Consider the following 17,121-nt stretch of genomic DNA (forward strand, 5'->3'; position numbering starts at 1 on the left):
CGATATAATGATTGGCTGTTTCGTCGATAGTGAGAAATATGAAGAAGCTCGCCGTGCCCCTTGCCCTCTCGCTCACGCTCGGCGCGTGCGCATGGTTTCAGAGCAATCCCGATGCTGGCCAGCCCGTCATCGATTCCACAACTAACCGGTCAGTCCAGGACGTGATCGCGTGCCTGACGGTTGAAGCGTCTCGTCACGGCGCAAGCTTCACCACGTCGCCGCTGCCGCAAGGCCAGATGCTCGAGTTCGGCGACTCGAACGTCATCAAGATCCGCAGCGACAATGGCGCCACGACCTACCGCTATTACGCCGGCAAGCGCCACGTCTCCAACCTGTGGATCGAGGGCGCGAGCAAGACTTGCGCGCCTTGATGCCCTGACGGTTCGCTTTCGCCGCCGTCGCGGGCGTCAGTTTCCAATTTCTACTCCGCGGCGCCCCGTTTTTTCCGCCTTTCGCCCCCGCTTTTCCGCCGCTTTCCGCGTTCGATTACATCCTCTTACGCGGCGTTACGCGCTGTAGCGCGGTGACACATTTTCGCCGGCCGCTTTAAGAATCGCTTAAGTCTTCGTCCGCATCATCGCTCCACCCAGCAGAAAACGAACGCCGCAGGAGGTCCCGTGAACCAGCAAGACCCGCAGAACCCGCCGGCCAGCGCCGCCACGAGCACCGCGACGAGCACCGCTGCGGCCGCCGCGAAACCCGCGCGCCGCACCCTGCTGCGCCGCCTGTTGAGCCACCATGAGCTGGCGACGCTCCTGTTGCTGCTGCACGCGCCGATCGATGCGCGCGCCAAACCCGAGATTCCCATCCTTCAGGAAGCGGGACTCGTCGAGCAGGTGCGGGACGACGCCGGCGCGACGCGCATCCGTCTAACGAGCGAAGGCAGCGCGGTACTCCAGGGGCTCGGCCTCGCGCGTTGAGGTGCGCCAAACCCGCGCCGCACGGCAAGGAAGATTCAAGCAGGAAAGGCGGCGGCACGCATGGCGTGCCGCCGCCTTTTTGTATCCCGCTGCCGGCGCGTGCCGGCGGTTCGCCTCAGGCAGGCTCGAGCGCTTCGTCTTCGTCGGCTAGCGCCGTATCCTCATCGCGAAGTTGCAGCAACCGGTAGCCGCTCTTGTAAACCGGTTGCAGCCGGAAGCCGTTTCGCGCATCGATGTCCAGCAACAGGCGCAGGCGCGACACATGACTGTCGATCGTGCGCGTGTGCGTCTGCAGTTCGCGCCCCCACACCATCGCGTAGATGTGATCGCGAGAGAGCACGCGCCCGATGTTCGAGAAAAAGAGCGATGCGAGCCGGTATTGCGTGGTCGAGAGCAGCACCGGCTTGCCGTGCACGCTGACCCCCTGGCGCCGCACGTCGAAGTGATAGGGGCCGGCGTCGATCGTCATGTCGTCGTAACGGTCGTGGAAGGCCCGGCGCAGGAGCGCGTTCACGCGCGCACGCAATACCGCCGGGCACACCGGCAGCCCCACGCAGTCGTCCGCGCCTATGGAAAATGCCCGCACCACGCTCTCGTCCGACGCATCCTCCGAAACGAACAGCACCGGAATCTCGCTGCCGTTGACCGCGCGCAACGTTTTCAGCAACTCGGAGCCCGCCAGCAGCGAGCCCTGCCAGTCGAACACGAGCATATCGACGGTCGATGCGGTCAGCGTCCTGGCAAGCGCCGGCGAGTCGCTGAACGGGATGCACACGTGGCCGGACTGCGTCAGCACGCGCTCGATCAACTGCCGATGGACAGCGTTGGGCTGATAAATCGCAATGCGCATGGGTGCTCCTCTCGTGGATCGAAATTCAGGCCGCGCAATTTTGTGGATTTGTGCAAAGACTGCCCATCGGACGAGTCCGAAATGCGGTCCGCCGCGCCGTCTTGCCACAAGGCGATGGGCGCATCGGGCCGAGGACGACGCTGCGCTCGCTCATCCAGCGCGCATGGGCACGCGTCAGGCGCCCTGCGCGCATCCTGTAGAATCGCGGGCTGGCCTGAACTCGTCGGCGCGTCCGCCCACCCATACGGACGCGCGGCTGCCGTGCCCCACCCTCGCGCCTGCTTTCCGACGACCGCCGCCCCCCGCGCCACGCGCGCACCAGGCAAATTCGGCCATCACGGACGCCCACACGCGTTTCGCCCATGCGTTTTGCAAAAAATCGCACATAACAACATCCCAGGTTTACCGGAAATGCAAGCAACAGAAATTGGCGTGCGCGCGCCTGCCGCTGCGCGCGCGCTCACACGCAGCGACTACAAGACGCTCGGCCTCGCCGCACTCGGCGGCGCGCTCGAGTTCTACGACTTCATCATCTTCGTGTTCTTCGCGCCGGCCATCGGCCAGTTGTTCTTCCCCGCAACGATTCCCGACTGGCTGCGTCAACTCCAGACCTTCGGCATCTTCGCGGCGGGCTACCTCGCGCGGCCGCTCGGCGGCATCGTCATGGCGCACTTCGGCGACCTGCTCGGCCGCAAGCGCATGTTCACGCTCTCCGTGCTGCTCATGGCGCTGCCCACGCTCGCGATGGGCTGTCTGCCCACCTACGCGACCATCGGCGCGCTCGCGCCGCTGCTGCTGCTCACGCTGCGCGTGCTGCAAGGCGCTGCCGTGGGCGGCGAGGTGCCGGGCGCATGGGTGTTCGTCTCCGAGCACGTGCCGCGCCGCCATATTGGCTACGCCTGCGGCACGCTCACGGCGGGCCTCACGTTCGGCATCCTGCTCGGCTCGCTGATTGCCGCGGCGATCAATCACCACTACGCGCCAGGCGACATCGCCGCCTATGCGTGGCGCATTCCGTTCCTGATCGGCGGCCTGTTCGGCATGTTCTCGGTGTACCTGCGCCAGTGGCTGCACGAAACGCCCGTGTTCGCGGAGATGCAGGCGCGCAAGGCGCTCGCCGGCGAAATTCCGCTCAAGGCCGTGCTGCGCGACCACGGCCGCGCCGTGGTGGTCTCGATGCTGCTCACGTGGATGCTGTCGGCGGCCATCGTCGTCGTGATCCTGATGACGCCGCCGCTGCTGCAGAAGCAGTTCCATCTCGACGCCACCACCTCGCTCCTCGCGAACTGTGTCGCGACGCTATTCCTCACGGTGGGCTGCGTGAGCGCGGGCGCGCTCGCCGACCGCTTCGGCGCGCGCCGCGTGCTGGCGATCGGCGGCATCGCGCTCGCCATCTCCTATTACGTGTTGTTCCGCCAGATGGCCGTGGACAGCTCGATGCTCATGCCGCTCTACGCGCTCTGCGGGTTGCTGGTGGGCACGATCGGCGCAGTGCCTTATGTGATGGTGAATGCGTTCCCGCCCGTGGTGCGATTCTCGGGCATCTCGTTCTCGTACAACGTGGCGTACGCCGTATTCGGCGGCCTCACGCCGATCGTCGTCGCGCTACTGATGAAATCGGAACCGCTCGCGCCTGCGTGGTATGTGGCCGCGATCTGCGTACTCGGCGCGATCACGACGCTGTTCTTCAAGGACCCGCATCGCGAGCAGTGAGGGCGCGCCGGGTGCGCACGGAACGCACACCAGGCGAGCACCGCTGATCCGGCACCTTTGATGCCGATTCGCCGGCGGCTTCGACGCTTCACCTCGCGCTGAAACGTCGAAGCCGGCACCCGCCCTAACATGGGCGCATGAATACCTCACACCCCACCCCAGTCCGCCACCTCCGGTTCACGCCCGCGCTTGCGCGCATCGTCGCGACCGTCAGCGTGGGATTCGTCGTCACGCAGCTCGACGTCACCATCGTCAACATCGCGCTCGCGCGCATCGCGACCGACCTCCATGCGAGCGTTGCGGGCCTGCAGTGGATCGTCGATGCCTACACGCTCGCCTTCGCGGTGCTGATGCTTTCGGGCGGCGTCCTCGGCGACCGCTATGGCGCGCGCCGCCTCTACGCTGCCGGCCTCGTGGTGTTCGCGCTCGCTTCGCTGGCCTGCGGGCTCGCCGCCAATGCAGCCGTGCTGATCGCCGCCCGCGCGCTGCAGGGCGCGGGCGCGGCGGCCATGCTGCCCAACTCGCTCGCGCTGCTCAACGAGGCCTGCCGACACGATCGCGCGCTGCGGGCGCGCGCCGTGGGCTTGTGGACCGCCGCCGGCGCCATCTCGATCGCTGCCGGCCCGGTGGCGGGCGGCCTGCTGATCGCGGCGTTCGGCTGGCGCAGCATCTTCCTCGTCAACCTGCCGCTGTGCGCGGCCGGTTTTTGGGCCGCGCTCGCGTGGATTCCCGCACCGCGCCGCGAAGCGCACGCGCGCAAGGCCGCCGGTGCGCCCGCCGCGCGCAGCCTCGACGTGCGCGGCCAGTTGCTCGCCATCGTCGCGCTCACGGCGTTCACGGGCGCTGTGATCGAATGGCGTCCGCTCGGCTTCGCGCACTGGGCCGTGGCGGGCGGCTTTGCGCTCGCGCTCGCCGCGGGTTTCGCGTTCGTATCGCTCGAAGCCCGCGTACGCGACCCCATGCTGCCGCTCGCCATGCTGCGCAACCGCGCGTTCAGCGCGGCGGTGCTGTTCGGCATCTGCGTGAATCTCACCTATTACGGCACCGTGTTCGTGCTCGCGCTGTATCTGCAGCATGCGCGCGGCGAAACGCCGTTGCAGGCAGGCCTCGCGTTCATTCCTCTCACCGGCGGCTTCCTGCTATCGAACATCGTGAGCGGCCATGTGGTGGCGCACTATGGCACGCGCCGGCCGATGGTCATCGGCGCGCTGATCGCGGGCGCGGGCTACGCGCTCCTCACGGCCGTGGACGCCGCGACGCCGCTCGCCTTCGTGCTGCTCGCCTTTTTACTGATCCCCTCGGGAATGGGTCTCGCCGTGCCGGCGATGACGACCGCCGTGCTCTCCTCGGTCGACCCGGCACGCGCGGGCACGGCCTCGGCGCTGCTCAATACGGCGCGTCAGGCAGGCGGTGCGGTGGGGGTGGCGGCGTTCGGCGCGCTCGCAGGCGGCGCGCTCGCGGCGCAGGTGGTGGCCGGTTTGCGCGCGGAGGCCGCCGTTTCTACGGCGATCCTGCTCACGGCAGCGGGTCTTGCGTGGTTCGTGAAGACGGATCCGGCGCATGCGGGGGCGCGCCAGGCCGCCCAGGCGCGCGTGAAGGCGTCGCGCTGATTCTGCGCCGCATCGCGGCCTCCGCTATCGACGGCCGATCGTTCCGGCTGCGATGCTCTCGGCGCGCTACAGCGATGCTTCCTGGATGGCGCCCGAGTCGATCGCCCGGCTGATCAAGCCTTCGCTTTGCGCCTTGCGGATGGCATGCTCGATCAGCTGGTCCGGCTCTTCGAGTTCCGCCTTGAGGGCGCCGAGGAGTCCGGACGCGTCGAGGATCACCAGCGTCTTCGCGGTATCCGCGTAGCTGATGAAGACGCGCCGCGTGCCGTCTTCCGCAAGACTCGCGCAGAAGTGCTCGGTCTTGCCTGCCACGTTGAAGTCGAAGTTCTGTATCAAGGCCCGCTCCTTCCTCACCCGGTCGCCCGGTGGTTTCGTTCGATTGTCCGATACGCGCGCCGGGCTGCGTCAATCGCGACAGCCTCACTAGCCTCGCAGGCCGCCGCCGCGCGGTGCGCGCAAGCCATCAATGGAAGCACGTCCCGCTCCCGTCACGGTCAGCAGCAGGAAACCGCCCGCGATGGCGACGTTCTTCCAGAAGTGGATGACCGCCTCCTGCTGCGCCGCCGCCTGTGTCATGTTCCAGAAGTCGTGGCCGAACACCGCCGTGACGATGGCGTACCCGGCCAGCAGGAACCCGACGGCACGCGCGCGCACGCCCAACACGAGCGCCAGGCCGCCAAGCAGCTCGATGACCGTGGCGAGTATGGCGGCATACGAGGCATAAGGCACCCCCTTCGCGTTCAGGTAGCCGACGAACCCCGCGTATCCCAGCAGCTTCATGGCACCGCCCCAAAGAAACAGGATGGCTAGAGCGAGACGGGCAATGAAGATGATGAAGGAATCGGCGGGACGGGTCATGGAGGGCTCCGGTATGCAGTAACGGAATGACCATGACGCGCGCGCGCAGTTCCCCTTACGCGACGCGGAATGGCGCGCAAGGCTGCACGCAGAACCACGGGCTATGAGCCGGTCCGCAGGCCAAAGCAGCACCGTCCGAGGGAGACGCGGGAAAAACTACCCCGGAAATTGATTCGGAATGCTATCAAACATGCATAGGGTGCCGGGCGGCGAACGCGTGGCGAAACGTCTGCGCAATGGCGCAAGCCGCCGCGGCGTTGGCACACTCAATGCTTATGATGCATGCCGCGCGGCCGATGCGCGTCGAGCCAACGGGTCAGGCGCGCTTCGAGCGTGCCCCTGCTGCGTCGCGACACGGCCCACATGACCGCGCACACCAGCAGCATGACGCCGGGTCCGAGCAGATAAGCAACGACAGTTTCCCTCATGGCAGTCTCCTCAACGCGACGCCACAGAACAGATTTTTTTCATTTTAGGCGATAGCGTCGCCCACGGTAAACGCCGACGAAAACACGCGGCGGCTGCCCATTCCCAGGGTTTTCATGTATGCGATATCGGCAGCGCACAGCCGGTGCATTACCTCAGACGTAATCGTCTGATGCACGTCTTTGTCTAGAATCGACGTCATGGACACGCTCGCTTCCCCTGTTACCGCGGTGCCGATCGGCACCGGGCGCCGCAGCGTCGGCGAGATGCTGCGCGACTGGCGCATGCGCCGGCGCATGAGTCAGTTGCTGCTCGCGACAGAGGCCGAGATTTCGACGCGCCATCTGAGCTTCGTCGAGTCGGGCCGCGCGCTGCCGAGCCGCGAGATGGTCATGCATCTCGCGGAGCAGCTCGATGTGCCGCTACGCGAACGCAATGCACTGCTCGTGGCTGCCGGATACGCGCCGCTCTATCGCGAGCGCGCCCTCGACGACCCACAGCTCGCCGCCGCGCGCGAGGCGGTCGATCTCGTGTTGCGCGGGCACGAACCCTATCCCGCAGTGGCGGTGGACCGCCACTGGAATATCGTCGCCGCGAACGGCGCGCTCGCGCCGCTCATCGGCGACGCCTCGCCCGCTTTGCTCGCCGCGCCCATCAACGCGCTGCGGCTTTCGCTGCACCCCGAGGGCATCGCGCCGCGCATCGTCAACTGGCACGCATGGCGCGCGCATCTGCTCACGCGCCTGCAACGCCAGATCGAGGCGAGCGGCGATCCCGTGCTCGCCGCACTCCATGAAGAGCTCGCAGCGTATCCCACGCCGGCCGGCGTGGCGAACGCGAGCGCCGAGCCGATCGCACATCACATCGCCGTGCCGCTGCGCGTGCGCACCGCGCTTGGCGAGCTGGCGTTCTACAGCACGACGACCGTGTTCGGCACGCCGGTCGACATCACGCTTTCCGAGCTGGCGATCGAAGCGTTCTTTCCCGCCGATCCGCAAACGTCGAAGGCGTTGCGCCAGAACGCGGCGTGACGAGCGGGCCTTCAGGCACACGGCGCGTTTGGATTTTGTCGGGCTTGTGCGAAACGAACTAAAAAAAATTGAAGACCGTGCGCATGCGACAAGCATTTCGTTCCGCCACTCAGCAAGCCACTTGCGCACCGTGGCAATCGACCTATTGACGCAAGAAGGCGTGTTCCTGGCACGTCAATACGTTTATTTCGGTGTACGAATTTATGTGACCTTAAGTGAATGCGCTTCGCGTCGCGCCGCTCAGGCAGCCGCCGCTGTCGCCTGCTCCGCCTCGGGCGCGGTGACGACCAGCACGCTGCACGACACGCGGTCGAGCAACCGGCGATCGTCGCGACCTTCCCACCACCGCTTGAGCGGCCCCCGCCGATGGTGGCCCAGCACGATGAGATCGGGATGCAGTTCCTCGCAATAGCTCGCAATCACGTCGATCGGCCTTCCTACGACGAAATGCCCTGTCGCCGCGAGCCCCTTTTCCTGCAGACAGGCCACCCCGTCACGCAAGATTTCGCGCGCCGCCTCCTCGGCGGCTTCGAATGGGACGGCCGACGCGATGTCCGTGCCCCATTGCAGCGGCGCCTGATCCAGCACCGCCAGCAAATGCGTCTGCGCGCGGCACTCGCGGGCGAGGTCGGCGCCCTCGCGCAGCGCCCGGCGTCCTTCGCGCGTTGCGTCATAGCACAGCAGAATCCTGTTGAACGCGGTCATGATCTGTCTCCCCCCGAATTTCCGGTACTGCCGGTGGTGAGATTCCGAACACGCGCGGGCCGCGCCGTATCCGGGACGTTGCCTTCATTATGGCCTTTACGTCACGTCTTGATATAAATAAGGCAGAAACGGCGCCTCTGCACGCACCCGAGTCGCTCGGGGCAAGATCGGCGTCACTTCAGCCTGTGCCGAATCGGGCCGCCGCCGGAGCCGCCACAAACGAACGCCGATGCTGCCTGCAAATCACAACAGCCAAACGTTCCACACGCGCATAGTGGACCTGATATGCACCGAGCATCCGTCTCCCCATCCAACGCGGCCTGCACGGCCCGAACTCGTAACATCTCAGTTACACAATTCACTGGTATAAGGGCGCCCAGCCTGAAACATTCGTTACATTTGTATCGTCATACCGTTTAATCGCAGGCCTCGCATTTTTTACCTGTCAGCAAGATTCCTTTCGAAACCTTTATCCAGGCTTACGACGTTTTTCATGTTCGCTTTATGTGTTTCGCATTCCCTGCGACTTTGCTGGAAAACCCTTATAGGCAAGGCCCTGCGGCTATTCCGTCGGGGAAACTCAATGCGCGACGCATTGTCGCAAGGCCCCTCGCGAATAGCAGAAAAAATTACCGAAAATAAATTACAACAGTCGGATTATTTTTGATCCGAGGGATTGATTTCTGAGATTAGCCCTCATACAATTCCCTCAAGGTTGTTACGAGATGTAACAACCTGTATCAAAGAGTCGTGTCGAGCCACAGAGCGAAGATCGACCACAAGACCAGAAAAGATACAACGGCGAAAAAAGCCGGGGGGTTAAATTCGGGGCTTCGGAAACTACAGAAATGGACCGCAGCAGCGAGACGCTGGAATCTATCCGCGAAATTAATTTGTCGTATCTGATGCTCGCGCAGCGCATGCTGCGCGAGGACAAGCCGGTCGGCATGTTCCGACTGGGACTGTCGTCGGAACTGGCCGATTTGCTTGGCGGTCTGTCGCTCGCGCAGATCGTCAGGCTGGCCTCTTCCGACCAGCTTCTCTGTTTCTTCCGCTTCGACGATCATGCGATGTTGTCCGCGCTCACGCAGACCAGCAAGCATGCCGACGTGGCGGCTACCCATGCGGCCATCCTGCTTGCGGGACAGCCGGCCGGCCAATTCGCCTGAGGGTGACGTCCATGACCACGCGACGCAGCCTCACCGAAGACGCCCAGGAAGTGTTTCGTGCGATCGCGCTGATCGAACTGGGTGCGCGCATGCAGGTGCTCGAAAGCGAACTCTCGCTCTCGCGCGACCGCATGATCCGCCTGTATCGCGAGATCCGCGGCGTGTCGCCGCCCAAAGGTATGCTGCCGTTCTCGGCGGACTGGTACATGACGTGGCTGGCCAACATCCACGCCTCGCTGTTCTATAACACCTACCTGTTCCTCAAGAACGAAGCGCGTTGCTCGCATCTCGACGCGCTCACCAAGGGGTTCCGGCTGTATCTGGAACACTGCCGCCACAGCGGGGCCGAGCCGGTGCTCGACCTCACGCGTGCGTGGACCCTGGTGCGGTTTTTCGATGCCGATATTCTGCAGATGACGCCTTGCTGCCGTTGCGGCGGTAAATTCGTCGCGCATCGCCACGACCTTCAGCACAACGTCGTGTGTGGCGCGTGCCAGCCCCCATCGCGGGCCGGCAAGACGAAGAAGGCGGCTGCAGCGCGACGGGGCGCCGAGCAGACCGAGAGCGACCTTCCGGCAGAAGTCATGTCGGATGGCATTGCCGAGGCTGCATAAGCGTAGGAGAACAGATCCGGGTCAACCGGACGTGAGACCAAGACGCGAAACCGTCCGGTGCCTGCGCGCATCGGACGGCGAAGCGCTTTTTTTTTCCCCGCAGCGCCCTTCCCCCTCTTTCAATTCCCGCTGAAGGTCTGCCAAACGAGCCACAGGTTCGCCGCCGAAATCGCGACGAACAGGAACCACGCGATCAGGCGCGTGTGTAGCCGGTTCACGAACTCGCCCATCAGCGCACGGTCGTTCGTCATGCGGATGAGCGGCCAGAGCGCGAACGGCAGCTGCAGACTCAGCACCACCTGGCTCGCCACCAGTAGTTTGCTCACCGCGCCGTTGCCAAGCAGCGCCACGCCCGCAAAGGCGGGGATCAGCGCGAGCACGCGCGTGATCAGCCTGCGCTGGTAGCACGGAATCTTCATCTGCAGGAAGCCTTCCATGATGACCTGGCCAGCCACGGTGCCCGTGAACGTCGAGCTTTGACCGGAAGCGAGCAGCGTGATCGCGAACAGCACCGCCGCCGCGCCCGTGCCGACGATCGGCGCAAGCAGCCTGTAGGCCTCTTCGATATCGGTGACCTCGGTGTGTCCGTTGGCATGGAACGCCGCCGCGGCCAGGATCAGGATCGCCGCGTTGATGAGCAACGCGAGCAAGAGCGAGACGATCGTGTCGAGACGCGACAGGCCGATGGCTTGCGCGAGACTCTTGCGGTCGCGCTTGACGGCGCGCGTCTGCACGATCGACGAATGCAGATAGAGGTTGTGCGGCATGACGGTCGCGCCGAGAATGCGGATCGCCAGATAAAGCGGCTCCGCCGACGATATGGCGTGCCACGACGGCACCGCGCCCGCGAAAACGGAGGCCCAGTGCGGTTTCACGAGCGCGAGCTGAATGACATAGCCGAGGCCGATCGTGGCGATGAGCCCGGCCATGATCGCCTCGAGCGAGCGGAAGTTCTTGCCCTTCAGGCCGAGCACGATGAGCGTGTCGAACGCGGTGAGCACCACGCCCACCATCAGCGAACAGCCCAGCAACAAGTGGAACGCCAGCGCGCCGCCCAGCACCTCGGCGAGATCGCAGGCGATGATCGACAACTCGGCGAGCAGCCACTGCCCGAGCGCCACGGGCCTCGAATAGCGCTCGCGCGAAAGCGCCGCGAGATCGCGTTGCGTGACGATGCCAAGGCGCATGGAGAGGCATTGGAGCACGATTGCCGCGAGGCTCGACAGCACGACCACGAACAGCAGGCTGTAGCCGTAGCGCGAGCCCGCCTCGATGTCGGTGGCCCAGTTGCCGGGGTCCATGTAGCCGATCGACACCAGCAGGCCGGGGCCCGCGAACTGCCAGAACTTCTTCCAGAACGGCGCGCCCGGCGAAACCTCGATGCTGCCCTGCACTTCCGAAGGGCAAAACGGCGCCGTCGCCGTGGTCGGTAGGCGGAACTCCAACGGTTCGATCCTCAAGGGTTGACGCGTCGCGGCGCATGCCGCGATCGGGCCCTCAAGTGTACAGCGTCGGCTGCGGCAGCTCTCTCAAGAGCGTGAAGCGGCCCACGTCGCGCAGTCGATAGTCGAGCGGATCGTGCAGCGTATGCACGCGCGCGTTGCGCCAGAAGCGGTCGAGCGCGAGCGCCGCGCCCGTGGCGCGCGCGCCGCACGCCTCGAAAAGCTGCTCGCCGGCTGCGAGCGCGGCGCGGTGCGCGACGATCTTCGCCTCCGAAATCGCGAGCGAGACTTCGGCGCGCGTGGCCGCGACGAGCGCCTCGCCTTCGTCCCAGGCCGAGTCGAGCAGCGCGCCCACGCGATCCGCCAGCACGGCTGCCGCCAGCGACTGCACGCGCATCTCGCCAAAGCGCTGCTGCAAATAGGGATCGTCGGCCACCTGCTGCACGCCCGAATTCACCCACGGCCGGCCATTTGCGAGCACGTAGGCGCGCGCTTCCTCCAGCGCGCCCTCAGCGAGGCCCACGAAGAGATTCGTAAGCACACCTTGAGAAACCAGCGTGCGCAGCGTGGCGCGCGGCGTATCGGGGCGCTGCAGCACTTCCCCTGCGCGGACTTCCACGTTTTCGAACGACACGGTGCCGCTATCGGTCTGACGCTGCCCGATCGGATCCCAGTCGTCGTGCACCGTGATCCCGGCACGCGTGGTGGGCAGCACGGCAAACATCGGGTTGCCGCTGACGGGATCATGGGCGCTCACGGTCATCATCTGCGAACCGTAGGTGCCCGAACAAAATCCCTTCTTGCCGTGCAGGCGCCAGCCGCCCGCGCCATCGGGCTGCGCGACGAGCCGCGTATCGATGGGATTCACGGCATTGCCCCACCACCAGCGGTGCTCGACGGTGCCTTGCAGCCAGTTCGCGCGCTGCGTGGCGCTGCCCCACAAGTCGACGCTCGCCACCTGGAGGCACTGGAAGCCCAGCAGATGCGCGAGCGCACTGTCGACGCGCGCCAGTGCGCGAATCGTTGCGTAGATATCGCTCCAGCGCATGCCGCCCTCGCCGAAGCGGCCGCCGAATTCGCGCGGCACCGCGAGCGTGAGCAGCCCGGCGTCGGCGATGCGTTGCTTTTCGGCCGCGGCGTGGCCGCCCGCGAGATCGCGTTGCGCGGCGTTCGCGCGCAGCGCTTCGAGCAGCGCGGCGAAGCGCGCGTCCTCCTGTTCCTGCCCGCGAGGGCGCAGTGCATTGTTCATACCGATATTCCCCGAATGAGAGGCTCAAAACAGGCAAAGCGCCCGGCAAGGGCGCTTTGCGCGTCAGGACGAACGGCTGCGTCGCTCAGGTTCGCCGCAAGAGGCGCCGCACCAGCACGTCGCCCGTGAACTGCACGGCCGCGACGATCGCGATCAGCAGCACGATCACAGTGACCATGACCGTGGTGTCGAAGCGTTGATACCCGTAGCGTATCGCGAGATCGCCAAGCCCGCCCGCGCCGACGGCGCCCGCCATCGCCGAAGAGCCGATCATGGCCACCACGGTGATCGTGAATCCGCCCAACATGCCGGGCAGCGCCTCGGGCAGCAGCACATGCCACACGATATGGCGGCGTTGCGCGCCCATGGCCAGGGCGGCCTCGATCAGGCCGCGATCGACTTCACGCAGGCTCACTTCGGCCACGCGCGCGAAGAACGGAATCGCCGCGATGGAGAGCGGCACCACGGCGGCCCACACGCCGATGGTCGTACCGACGACAAGACGCGTGAACGGAAGCAGGGCGACGAGCAGGATGATGAACGGCGTCGAGCGGAACGCGTTGACGAGCGCGCCCAGCGTGGTGTTGAGCGCGGGCCGCTCGAAGATGCCGCCGCGCGCGGTCGTGACCAGCAGCAGCGCGATCGGAACACCGATCAGGAGTGCGAATATTGCCGATACGCCGACCATCAACAAGGTGTCGCGGATGCCTTCGAGAAGTTCCGTGATCCAGATTTCAGACATAGCCGAGCACCTCCACACGGCTAGCGTAGCGCCGCGCCTGCGCGGCCAGCGTGGCCGCTTCGTCGGCGGTGCGCGCAGGCGCCGACACGACGATCCGACCTTGCGCGCGGCCTTGAATCCGCTCGATGCCGCCGTGTACGAATTGCACGCCCTGCGCGCCGAACGCCTGTGCAAGCGCGGCAAGTTCGGGCTCTTCTGCCGCCTCGCCAGTGAAGCGCACGTCGAACAGCGCGTGGGCGCCCGCTTGCGGCGAAACTTGAATGCGCGCGGCGATGTCGTCGGGCAGTTCGTGACGAGGCGAGTGCAGAAGCGCGCGCGTCGCCTCGTGTTGCGGATCGCCAAACACGCGCCAAACGGGACCGTGCTCGACCACCTCGCCGCGCTCGACGACCGCAACCGTATCGCAAACGTCGCGAATCACTTCCATTTCGTGCGTGATCAGCACGATGGTGACGCCAAGGCGCCGATTGATGTCGCGCAGCAGCGCGAGAATGGCGCGCGTGGTTTCCGGATCGAGCGCCGACGTCGCCTCATCGCACAGCAAGATATCGGGCTCGTGCACGAGCGCACGCGCAATGCCGACGCGTTGCTTCTGCCCGCCCGACAAGCGCGCGGGCCACGCGTCGCGGCGCTCGCTCAGGCCCACGAGGTCGAGCAGCGCGTTCACGCGCGCCTCGATGGTGGCTTTCGGGACGCCTGCGATTTTCAGCGGCAGCGCGATATTGTCATGCACCGTCTTCGCCGAAAGCAGATTGAAGTGCTGGAAAATCATGCCGATGCGCCGGCGCAGTGCGACCAGCCCGCGCTCGTCGAGTGCGCCCACGTCGACGCCATTCACGCACACGCTCCCGCTGGTGGGCTTTTCGAGCCCGTTCACGAGCCGCAGCAGCGTGGATTTGCCCGCGCCGCTGCGCCCGATGATGCCGAACACCTCGCCGCGCGCCACCTGCAAGTCGACACCTGCGAGCGCCGCTTGCGCGCTGCCTGCATAGGTCTTGCCGACTTTCTCGAACACCACCGCGGGTTGCGACGCGTCGGCACGAGGCACCGCCTCGCCCGCCGCCGGCCCCGCCTCGATAAAGCGCGCCGTCCCGAACCATTTCATCTTCGCTCTCTCCTCTTCGTGGGTCGCGCGCACTACCAGGCGACCGCGTACAGGCTGCCGAAGGCCTTGTCGAGTTCCTTGCGCACGGCCGGCGAATGCTGATAGATGTCGATGAACTTGCGGATGCGCGGATCGTTCACGCTTTCGGGGCGCACGACGAACTGAAGCGCGAACGCCTTGTTTTCGACGCCGTCGAAAAGCAGCGCGCTATTCGGATCGATCGTGCCCGCGAGCTTGATGAAACTCGGGTAGCCCTGCGCGAGATCGACGTCGTCGAGCGAACGCGCGAGTTGCGACGCTTCGAGCTGAACGATCTTGATGTGCTTGGGATTAAAGATGATGTCGAGCGTCGTGGCGCGATAGTCCACTCCCGGCTTGAGCTGGATGAGCCCCGCGCGCTGCAGCAGCAAGAGGCCGCGCCCGCCGTTCACGGGATCGTTCGCGATGGCCACGGTCGCACCATCCTTCAGGTCTTCGAAGCGTTTCACCTTCTTCGAATAGAGGCCGATCTTCATGATCGTTCCTGGCGCGATGGCGACGAATTTATAGCCGCCCTGCTTTTCGGCGTTCTCCAGAAACGGCGTGTGCTGGAAGTAATTGACGTCGATGTCCTTGTTCGCGAGCGCGGCGTTGGGCGTATTCCAGTCCGTGAACTCGATGATCTTCACGTCGACGCCCTGCGCCTTGGCCTCGCGCGCCGCTTCCTGGAGCGCGGGTGTTTGCGGCGTGGTGGCGATGCCGATCTTGAGCGTGGGCGTGTCCGCATGCGCAGTCGCCATCGCCGCCGAGAGCGACAAGGCCAGGGCCGTCAGCAAAGCCGAACGCTGGAAAACACGCTGAAAAAAGGAAGGGCGCCATACGGCGCGCACGGCTCGGCTCATCGCAGTCCTCGAAGAGAAGTTGTTCGTTCAGTGAGGAGCGACGCGACGGGGTCAGCGGGAAAATCGCCTGCGCGCGGGAGGCGCGCCGCCCATCGCATCGGCTCCAGATGCGTTCAGGCGATGATAGGGGCGCGGTGCGGCGGGGTCTACGAAGCGATTTCGCAAAGGAAATCGCAGTCTGCGATATGCGCGCCGGCGGCGGACCGGCGCGCGCCTTTGAGCTTCTCCCGCAGGACTCAGCGCGAAGCCAGTGGGGCGGGCGGCGGCGCGCCATCGCCGGGCTTGGCATCCCCCCAGCCGCCGCCCAGCGCGCGGATCAGGTTCACGGTCGCCACCGCCTGCGAGCCCTGGAGATGGCTGGCCTGCAATTGCGAAACGAGCACCGACCGTTCGCTGTCGATCACGTTCAGATAGCTCACCTCGCCTTCCTCGTATTGCGTGCGCGAAAGATGCGCGGACTGCTGCGAGGCGCTCACCGCGTCGTTCTGCTGGCGAATCTGGTCGTCGAGCAAACGCAGGTCGGAGAGATTGTCCTCCACATCGCGGAAGGCCACGAGCACCTGCTGGCGGTACTGCGCGACATCTTCCTCATACTTCGCGCGCGACTGTGCGAGATTCGCCTTGCGTCTGCCGCCGTCGAAGAGCGGCAGCGTGAGCGCCGTCCCCGCGAGCGGCCCGAGCAGGAACGCGCGGCTCGACCACATAAACAGGTCGCCGAGCGTGGCCGACTCGAAGCCAGCCGCACCCGTGATGTTGAGCTGCGGGAAGAACGCTGATTTGGCGAGACCCACGCGCGCGTTCGCGGCCGCCATCGCGCGCTCGGCCGCGGCGACGTCGGGCCGGCGCTCCAGCAGTGCGGAAGGCAGACCGGGCGGCACTTGCACGACCACGGGCGCGAGCGGCGTTTCGGGGAACGTGAAGTCCGCCGGCGCCTTGCCCAGCAGGATCGCCAGGCTGTGCTCCGAGGCCGCGCGCTGGCGCGCCACGCCCACCGCATCGGCGCGCGCGCTCGCAAGCTCGTTGCGCGCCTGCGCCACGTCGAGCGCGCTGATGTCGCCTTCCTTGAAGCGCCGCTCGACGAGCTTGAGCGCGTCTTCGCGCAGCGCCACCGTGCGGCGGTACAGGTCGACGTCGGAGTCGAACTGGCGCAGCTGGAAGTAGTTTTGCGCGACGTCGGCCTGCAACGCGAGCTGGACCGAGCGGAACAAGGCTTCGCTCTGCTCGGCGTCCGCCTGCGCGGCGTGGACGTTCGAACTCACGCGGCCGAACAGGTCGACCTCGTAGCTCGCCGTGGCCTGCGCGCGCCACAGCGTTTGCGCGGGCACGTTGGCGTTCTGCGGCAGATAGAGCGAAGCCGGCGAGACACGCTCGCGCGTCGGGCCGAAGCCCGCATCGATCGACGGGAACCACGAGGCGCGCGCGGCCTGCGTGACGGCGCGCGCCTGCTGCACGCGCGCGGCCGCCGCCTTCAGGTCCTGGTTCGCTTCGAGCGCCTGCTGTTCGAGCTTGTCGAGCGTCGGGTCGCCGAATACGGTCCACCAATCGCCGCGGTGCGCGGCGTCGGCGGGCTGCGCGGGCTTCCACGTACCCACGTCGTGCGGATCGGCGGGCTGCGTCTGCTGCGGCGCTTCCTTGTACGCTGCGGGCACAGCCGCGTCGGGCACCGTGTAGGTCGGCTCGACCGAGCATGCCGCGAGCCAGGCAAAGAGCGCAACGCTCGCCGCGATTCGCGCGAGGCGCCAGCCTCCCGGCACAACGTTGCCGCTATAGCGCAAGTTCGATTCGTTAGTCATGTTGATTATTCTC

Annotated in this window: 18 protein-coding genes; 7 read left to right on the forward strand and 11 right to left on the reverse strand. The window is 65.9% G+C overall.

Translation table 11 applies throughout. The annotated features are described in order from the left end of the window. Window positions 1-38: 38 nt before the first annotated feature. Complete coding sequence (locus BMI01S_RS04170) at window positions 39-371, forward strand: hypothetical protein (protein WP_028209686.1); 333 nt, start codon at window positions 39-41, stop codon at window positions 369-371. A 342-nt stretch (window positions 372-713) separates the two neighbouring features. Next, window positions 714-920, forward strand: a complete 207-nt coding sequence (locus tag BMI01S_RS04175; protein WP_042288491.1) for a hypothetical protein — start codon at window positions 714-716, stop codon at window positions 918-920. Between the two features lie 115 nt (window positions 921-1,035). On the opposite strand, the gene BMI01S_RS04180 is transcribed toward BMI01S_RS04175, so the two are convergent. Beyond that, entirely contained in the window at window positions 1,036-1,770 is a 735-nt protein-coding gene (locus BMI01S_RS04180) for a response regulator transcription factor (protein ID WP_028209688.1), read from the reverse strand. 411 nt (window positions 1,771-2,181) lie between these two features. On the opposite strand from BMI01S_RS04180, the gene BMI01S_RS04185 reads away from it, so the two are divergent. Beyond that, window positions 2,182-3,483 (forward strand): MFS transporter, encoded by a 1,302-nt coding sequence (locus BMI01S_RS04185; protein WP_028209689.1) that lies wholly within the window; start codon window positions 2,182-2,184, stop codon window positions 3,481-3,483. A gap of 137 nt (window positions 3,484-3,620) precedes the next feature. Then, window positions 3,621-5,093, forward strand: a complete 1,473-nt coding sequence (locus BMI01S_RS04190) for an MFS transporter (protein WP_028230685.1) — start codon at window positions 3,621-3,623, stop codon at window positions 5,091-5,093. Between the two features lie 66 nt (window positions 5,094-5,159). On the opposite strand, the gene BMI01S_RS04195 is transcribed toward BMI01S_RS04190, so the two are convergent. The 3 genes from BMI01S_RS04195 to BMI01S_RS41850 all read right to left on the reverse strand — a co-directional run bounded on the left by BMI01S_RS04195 (window position 5,160) and on the right by BMI01S_RS41850 (window position 6,379). Then, window positions 5,160-5,429, reverse strand: a complete 270-nt coding sequence (locus BMI01S_RS04195; RefSeq protein WP_028209691.1) for a hypothetical protein — start codon at window positions 5,427-5,429, stop codon at window positions 5,160-5,162. Between the two features lie 87 nt (window positions 5,430-5,516). After that, on the reverse strand, window positions 5,517-5,951 hold the full coding sequence (locus tag BMI01S_RS04200; RefSeq protein WP_028209692.1) for a DoxX family protein: 435 nt from the start codon (window positions 5,949-5,951) through the stop codon (window positions 5,517-5,519). 266 nt (window positions 5,952-6,217) lie between these two features. Then, the gene (locus BMI01S_RS41850) at window positions 6,218-6,379 is read right to left on the reverse strand and encodes a hypothetical protein (protein ID WP_167334414.1); all 162 of its coding nucleotides are present in this window, start codon (window positions 6,377-6,379) and stop codon (window positions 6,218-6,220) included. A 198-nt stretch (window positions 6,380-6,577) separates the two neighbouring features. Between BMI01S_RS41850 and BMI01S_RS04205 the strand changes: the two genes are divergently transcribed. Then, on the forward strand, window positions 6,578-7,408 hold the full coding sequence (locus BMI01S_RS04205; protein ID WP_042288420.1) for a helix-turn-helix domain-containing protein: 831 nt from the start codon (window positions 6,578-6,580) through the stop codon (window positions 7,406-7,408). Window positions 7,409-7,648: 240 nt separating this feature from the next. Here BMI01S_RS04205 and BMI01S_RS04210 read toward each other — a convergent pair whose 3' ends face one another. Beyond that, window positions 7,649-8,113, reverse strand: coding sequence for a universal stress protein (locus tag BMI01S_RS04210; RefSeq protein WP_028230686.1), 465 nt, complete (start codon window positions 8,111-8,113; stop codon window positions 7,649-7,651). Between the two features lie 848 nt (window positions 8,114-8,961). Between BMI01S_RS04210 and flhD the strand changes: the two genes are divergently transcribed. Beyond that, window positions 8,962-9,282 carry a flagellar transcriptional regulator FlhD gene (gene flhD, locus BMI01S_RS04215; RefSeq protein WP_028209695.1) on the forward strand — a complete coding sequence of 107 codons (321 nt, stop codon included), beginning with the start codon at window positions 8,962-8,964 and terminating at the stop codon, window positions 9,280-9,282. A gap of 11 nt (window positions 9,283-9,293) precedes the next feature. Continuing rightward, window positions 9,294-9,896, forward strand: a complete 603-nt coding sequence (gene flhC / locus BMI01S_RS04220; protein WP_036017677.1) for a flagellar transcriptional regulator FlhC — start codon at window positions 9,294-9,296, stop codon at window positions 9,894-9,896. A gap of 119 nt (window positions 9,897-10,015) precedes the next feature. On the opposite strand, the gene BMI01S_RS04225 is transcribed toward flhC, so the two are convergent. The 6 genes from BMI01S_RS04225 to BMI01S_RS04250 all read right to left on the reverse strand — a co-directional run bounded on the left by BMI01S_RS04225 (window position 10,016) and on the right by BMI01S_RS04250 (window position 17,108). Then, window positions 10,016-11,341 carry an Nramp family divalent metal transporter gene (locus tag BMI01S_RS04225; RefSeq protein WP_028230687.1) on the reverse strand — a complete coding sequence of 442 codons (1,326 nt, stop codon included), beginning with the start codon at window positions 11,339-11,341 and terminating at the stop codon, window positions 10,016-10,018. Between the two features lie 52 nt (window positions 11,342-11,393). Beyond that, window positions 11,394-12,587 (reverse strand): acyl-CoA dehydrogenase family protein, encoded by a 1,194-nt coding sequence (locus BMI01S_RS04230; RefSeq protein ID WP_028230688.1) that lies wholly within the window; start codon window positions 12,585-12,587, stop codon window positions 11,394-11,396. 85 nt (window positions 12,588-12,672) lie between these two features. Next, entirely contained in the window at window positions 12,673-13,329 is a 657-nt protein-coding gene (locus BMI01S_RS04235) for a methionine ABC transporter permease (protein ID WP_028209699.1), read from the reverse strand. Further along, entirely contained in the window at window positions 13,322-14,434 is a 1,113-nt protein-coding gene (locus tag BMI01S_RS04240) for a methionine ABC transporter ATP-binding protein (RefSeq protein ID WP_028230689.1), read from the reverse strand. The genes BMI01S_RS04235 and BMI01S_RS04240 overlap by 8 nt, the downstream gene beginning before the upstream one ends. A 32-nt stretch (window positions 14,435-14,466) precedes the next feature. After that, window positions 14,467-15,315, reverse strand: coding sequence for a MetQ/NlpA family ABC transporter substrate-binding protein (locus BMI01S_RS04245; protein ID WP_028209701.1), 849 nt, complete (start codon window positions 15,313-15,315; stop codon window positions 14,467-14,469). A 236-nt stretch (window positions 15,316-15,551) separates the two neighbouring features. Continuing rightward, window positions 15,552-17,108, reverse strand: coding sequence for an efflux transporter outer membrane subunit (locus BMI01S_RS04250; RefSeq protein WP_042288425.1), 1,557 nt, complete (start codon window positions 17,106-17,108; stop codon window positions 15,552-15,554). Window positions 17,109-17,121 lie beyond the last annotated feature (13 nt).

The sequence above is a fragment of the Paraburkholderia mimosarum LMG 23256 = NBRC 106338 genome, from assembly GCF_000739815.1.
GTDB classification, from domain to species: Bacteria; Pseudomonadota; Gammaproteobacteria; order Burkholderiales; family Burkholderiaceae; genus Paraburkholderia; species Paraburkholderia mimosarum.

What these genes read in the sequence shown, in the direction of transcription:
- BMI01S_RS04245 (WP_028209701.1), bottom strand. Translation starts at nt 15,315, where the DNA reads ATGAGCCGAGCCGTGCGCGCCGTATGGCGCCCTTCCTTTTTTCAGCGT.
- BMI01S_RS04210 (WP_028230686.1), bottom strand. Translation starts at nt 8,113, where the DNA reads ATGACCGCGTTCAACAGGATTCTGCTGTGCTATGACGCAACGCGCGAA.
- BMI01S_RS04170 (WP_028209686.1), top strand. Translation starts at nt 39, where the DNA reads ATGAAGAAGCTCGCCGTGCCCCTTGCCCTCTCGCTCACGCTCGGCGCG.
- BMI01S_RS04185 (WP_028209689.1), top strand. Translation starts at nt 2,182, where the DNA reads ATGCAAGCAACAGAAATTGGCGTGCGCGCGCCTGCCGCTGCGCGCGCG.
- BMI01S_RS04250 (WP_042288425.1), bottom strand. Translation starts at nt 17,108, where the DNA reads ATGACTAACGAATCGAACTTGCGCTATAGCGGCAACGTTGTGCCGGGA.
- BMI01S_RS04205 (WP_042288420.1), top strand. Translation starts at nt 6,578, where the DNA reads ATGGACACGCTCGCTTCCCCTGTTACCGCGGTGCCGATCGGCACCGGG.
- BMI01S_RS04200 (WP_028209692.1), bottom strand. Translation starts at nt 5,951, where the DNA reads ATGACCCGTCCCGCCGATTCCTTCATCATCTTCATTGCCCGTCTCGCT.
- flhD (WP_028209695.1), top strand. Translation starts at nt 8,962, where the DNA reads ATGGACCGCAGCAGCGAGACGCTGGAATCTATCCGCGAAATTAATTTG.
- BMI01S_RS04180 (WP_028209688.1), bottom strand. Translation starts at nt 1,770, where the DNA reads ATGCGCATTGCGATTTATCAGCCCAACGCTGTCCATCGGCAGTTGATC.
- BMI01S_RS04240 (WP_028230689.1), bottom strand. Translation starts at nt 14,434, where the DNA reads ATGAAATGGTTCGGGACGGCGCGCTTTATCGAGGCGGGGCCGGCGGCG.
- flhC (WP_036017677.1), top strand. Translation starts at nt 9,294, where the DNA reads ATGACCACGCGACGCAGCCTCACCGAAGACGCCCAGGAAGTGTTTCGT.
- BMI01S_RS04230 (WP_028230688.1), bottom strand. Translation starts at nt 12,587, where the DNA reads ATGAACAATGCACTGCGCCCTCGCGGGCAGGAACAGGAGGACGCGCGC.
- BMI01S_RS04235 (WP_028209699.1), bottom strand. Translation starts at nt 13,329, where the DNA reads ATGTCTGAAATCTGGATCACGGAACTTCTCGAAGGCATCCGCGACACC.
- BMI01S_RS41850 (WP_167334414.1), bottom strand. Translation starts at nt 6,379, where the DNA reads ATGAGGGAAACTGTCGTTGCTTATCTGCTCGGACCCGGCGTCATGCTG.
- BMI01S_RS04190 (WP_028230685.1), top strand. Translation starts at nt 3,621, where the DNA reads ATGAATACCTCACACCCCACCCCAGTCCGCCACCTCCGGTTCACGCCC.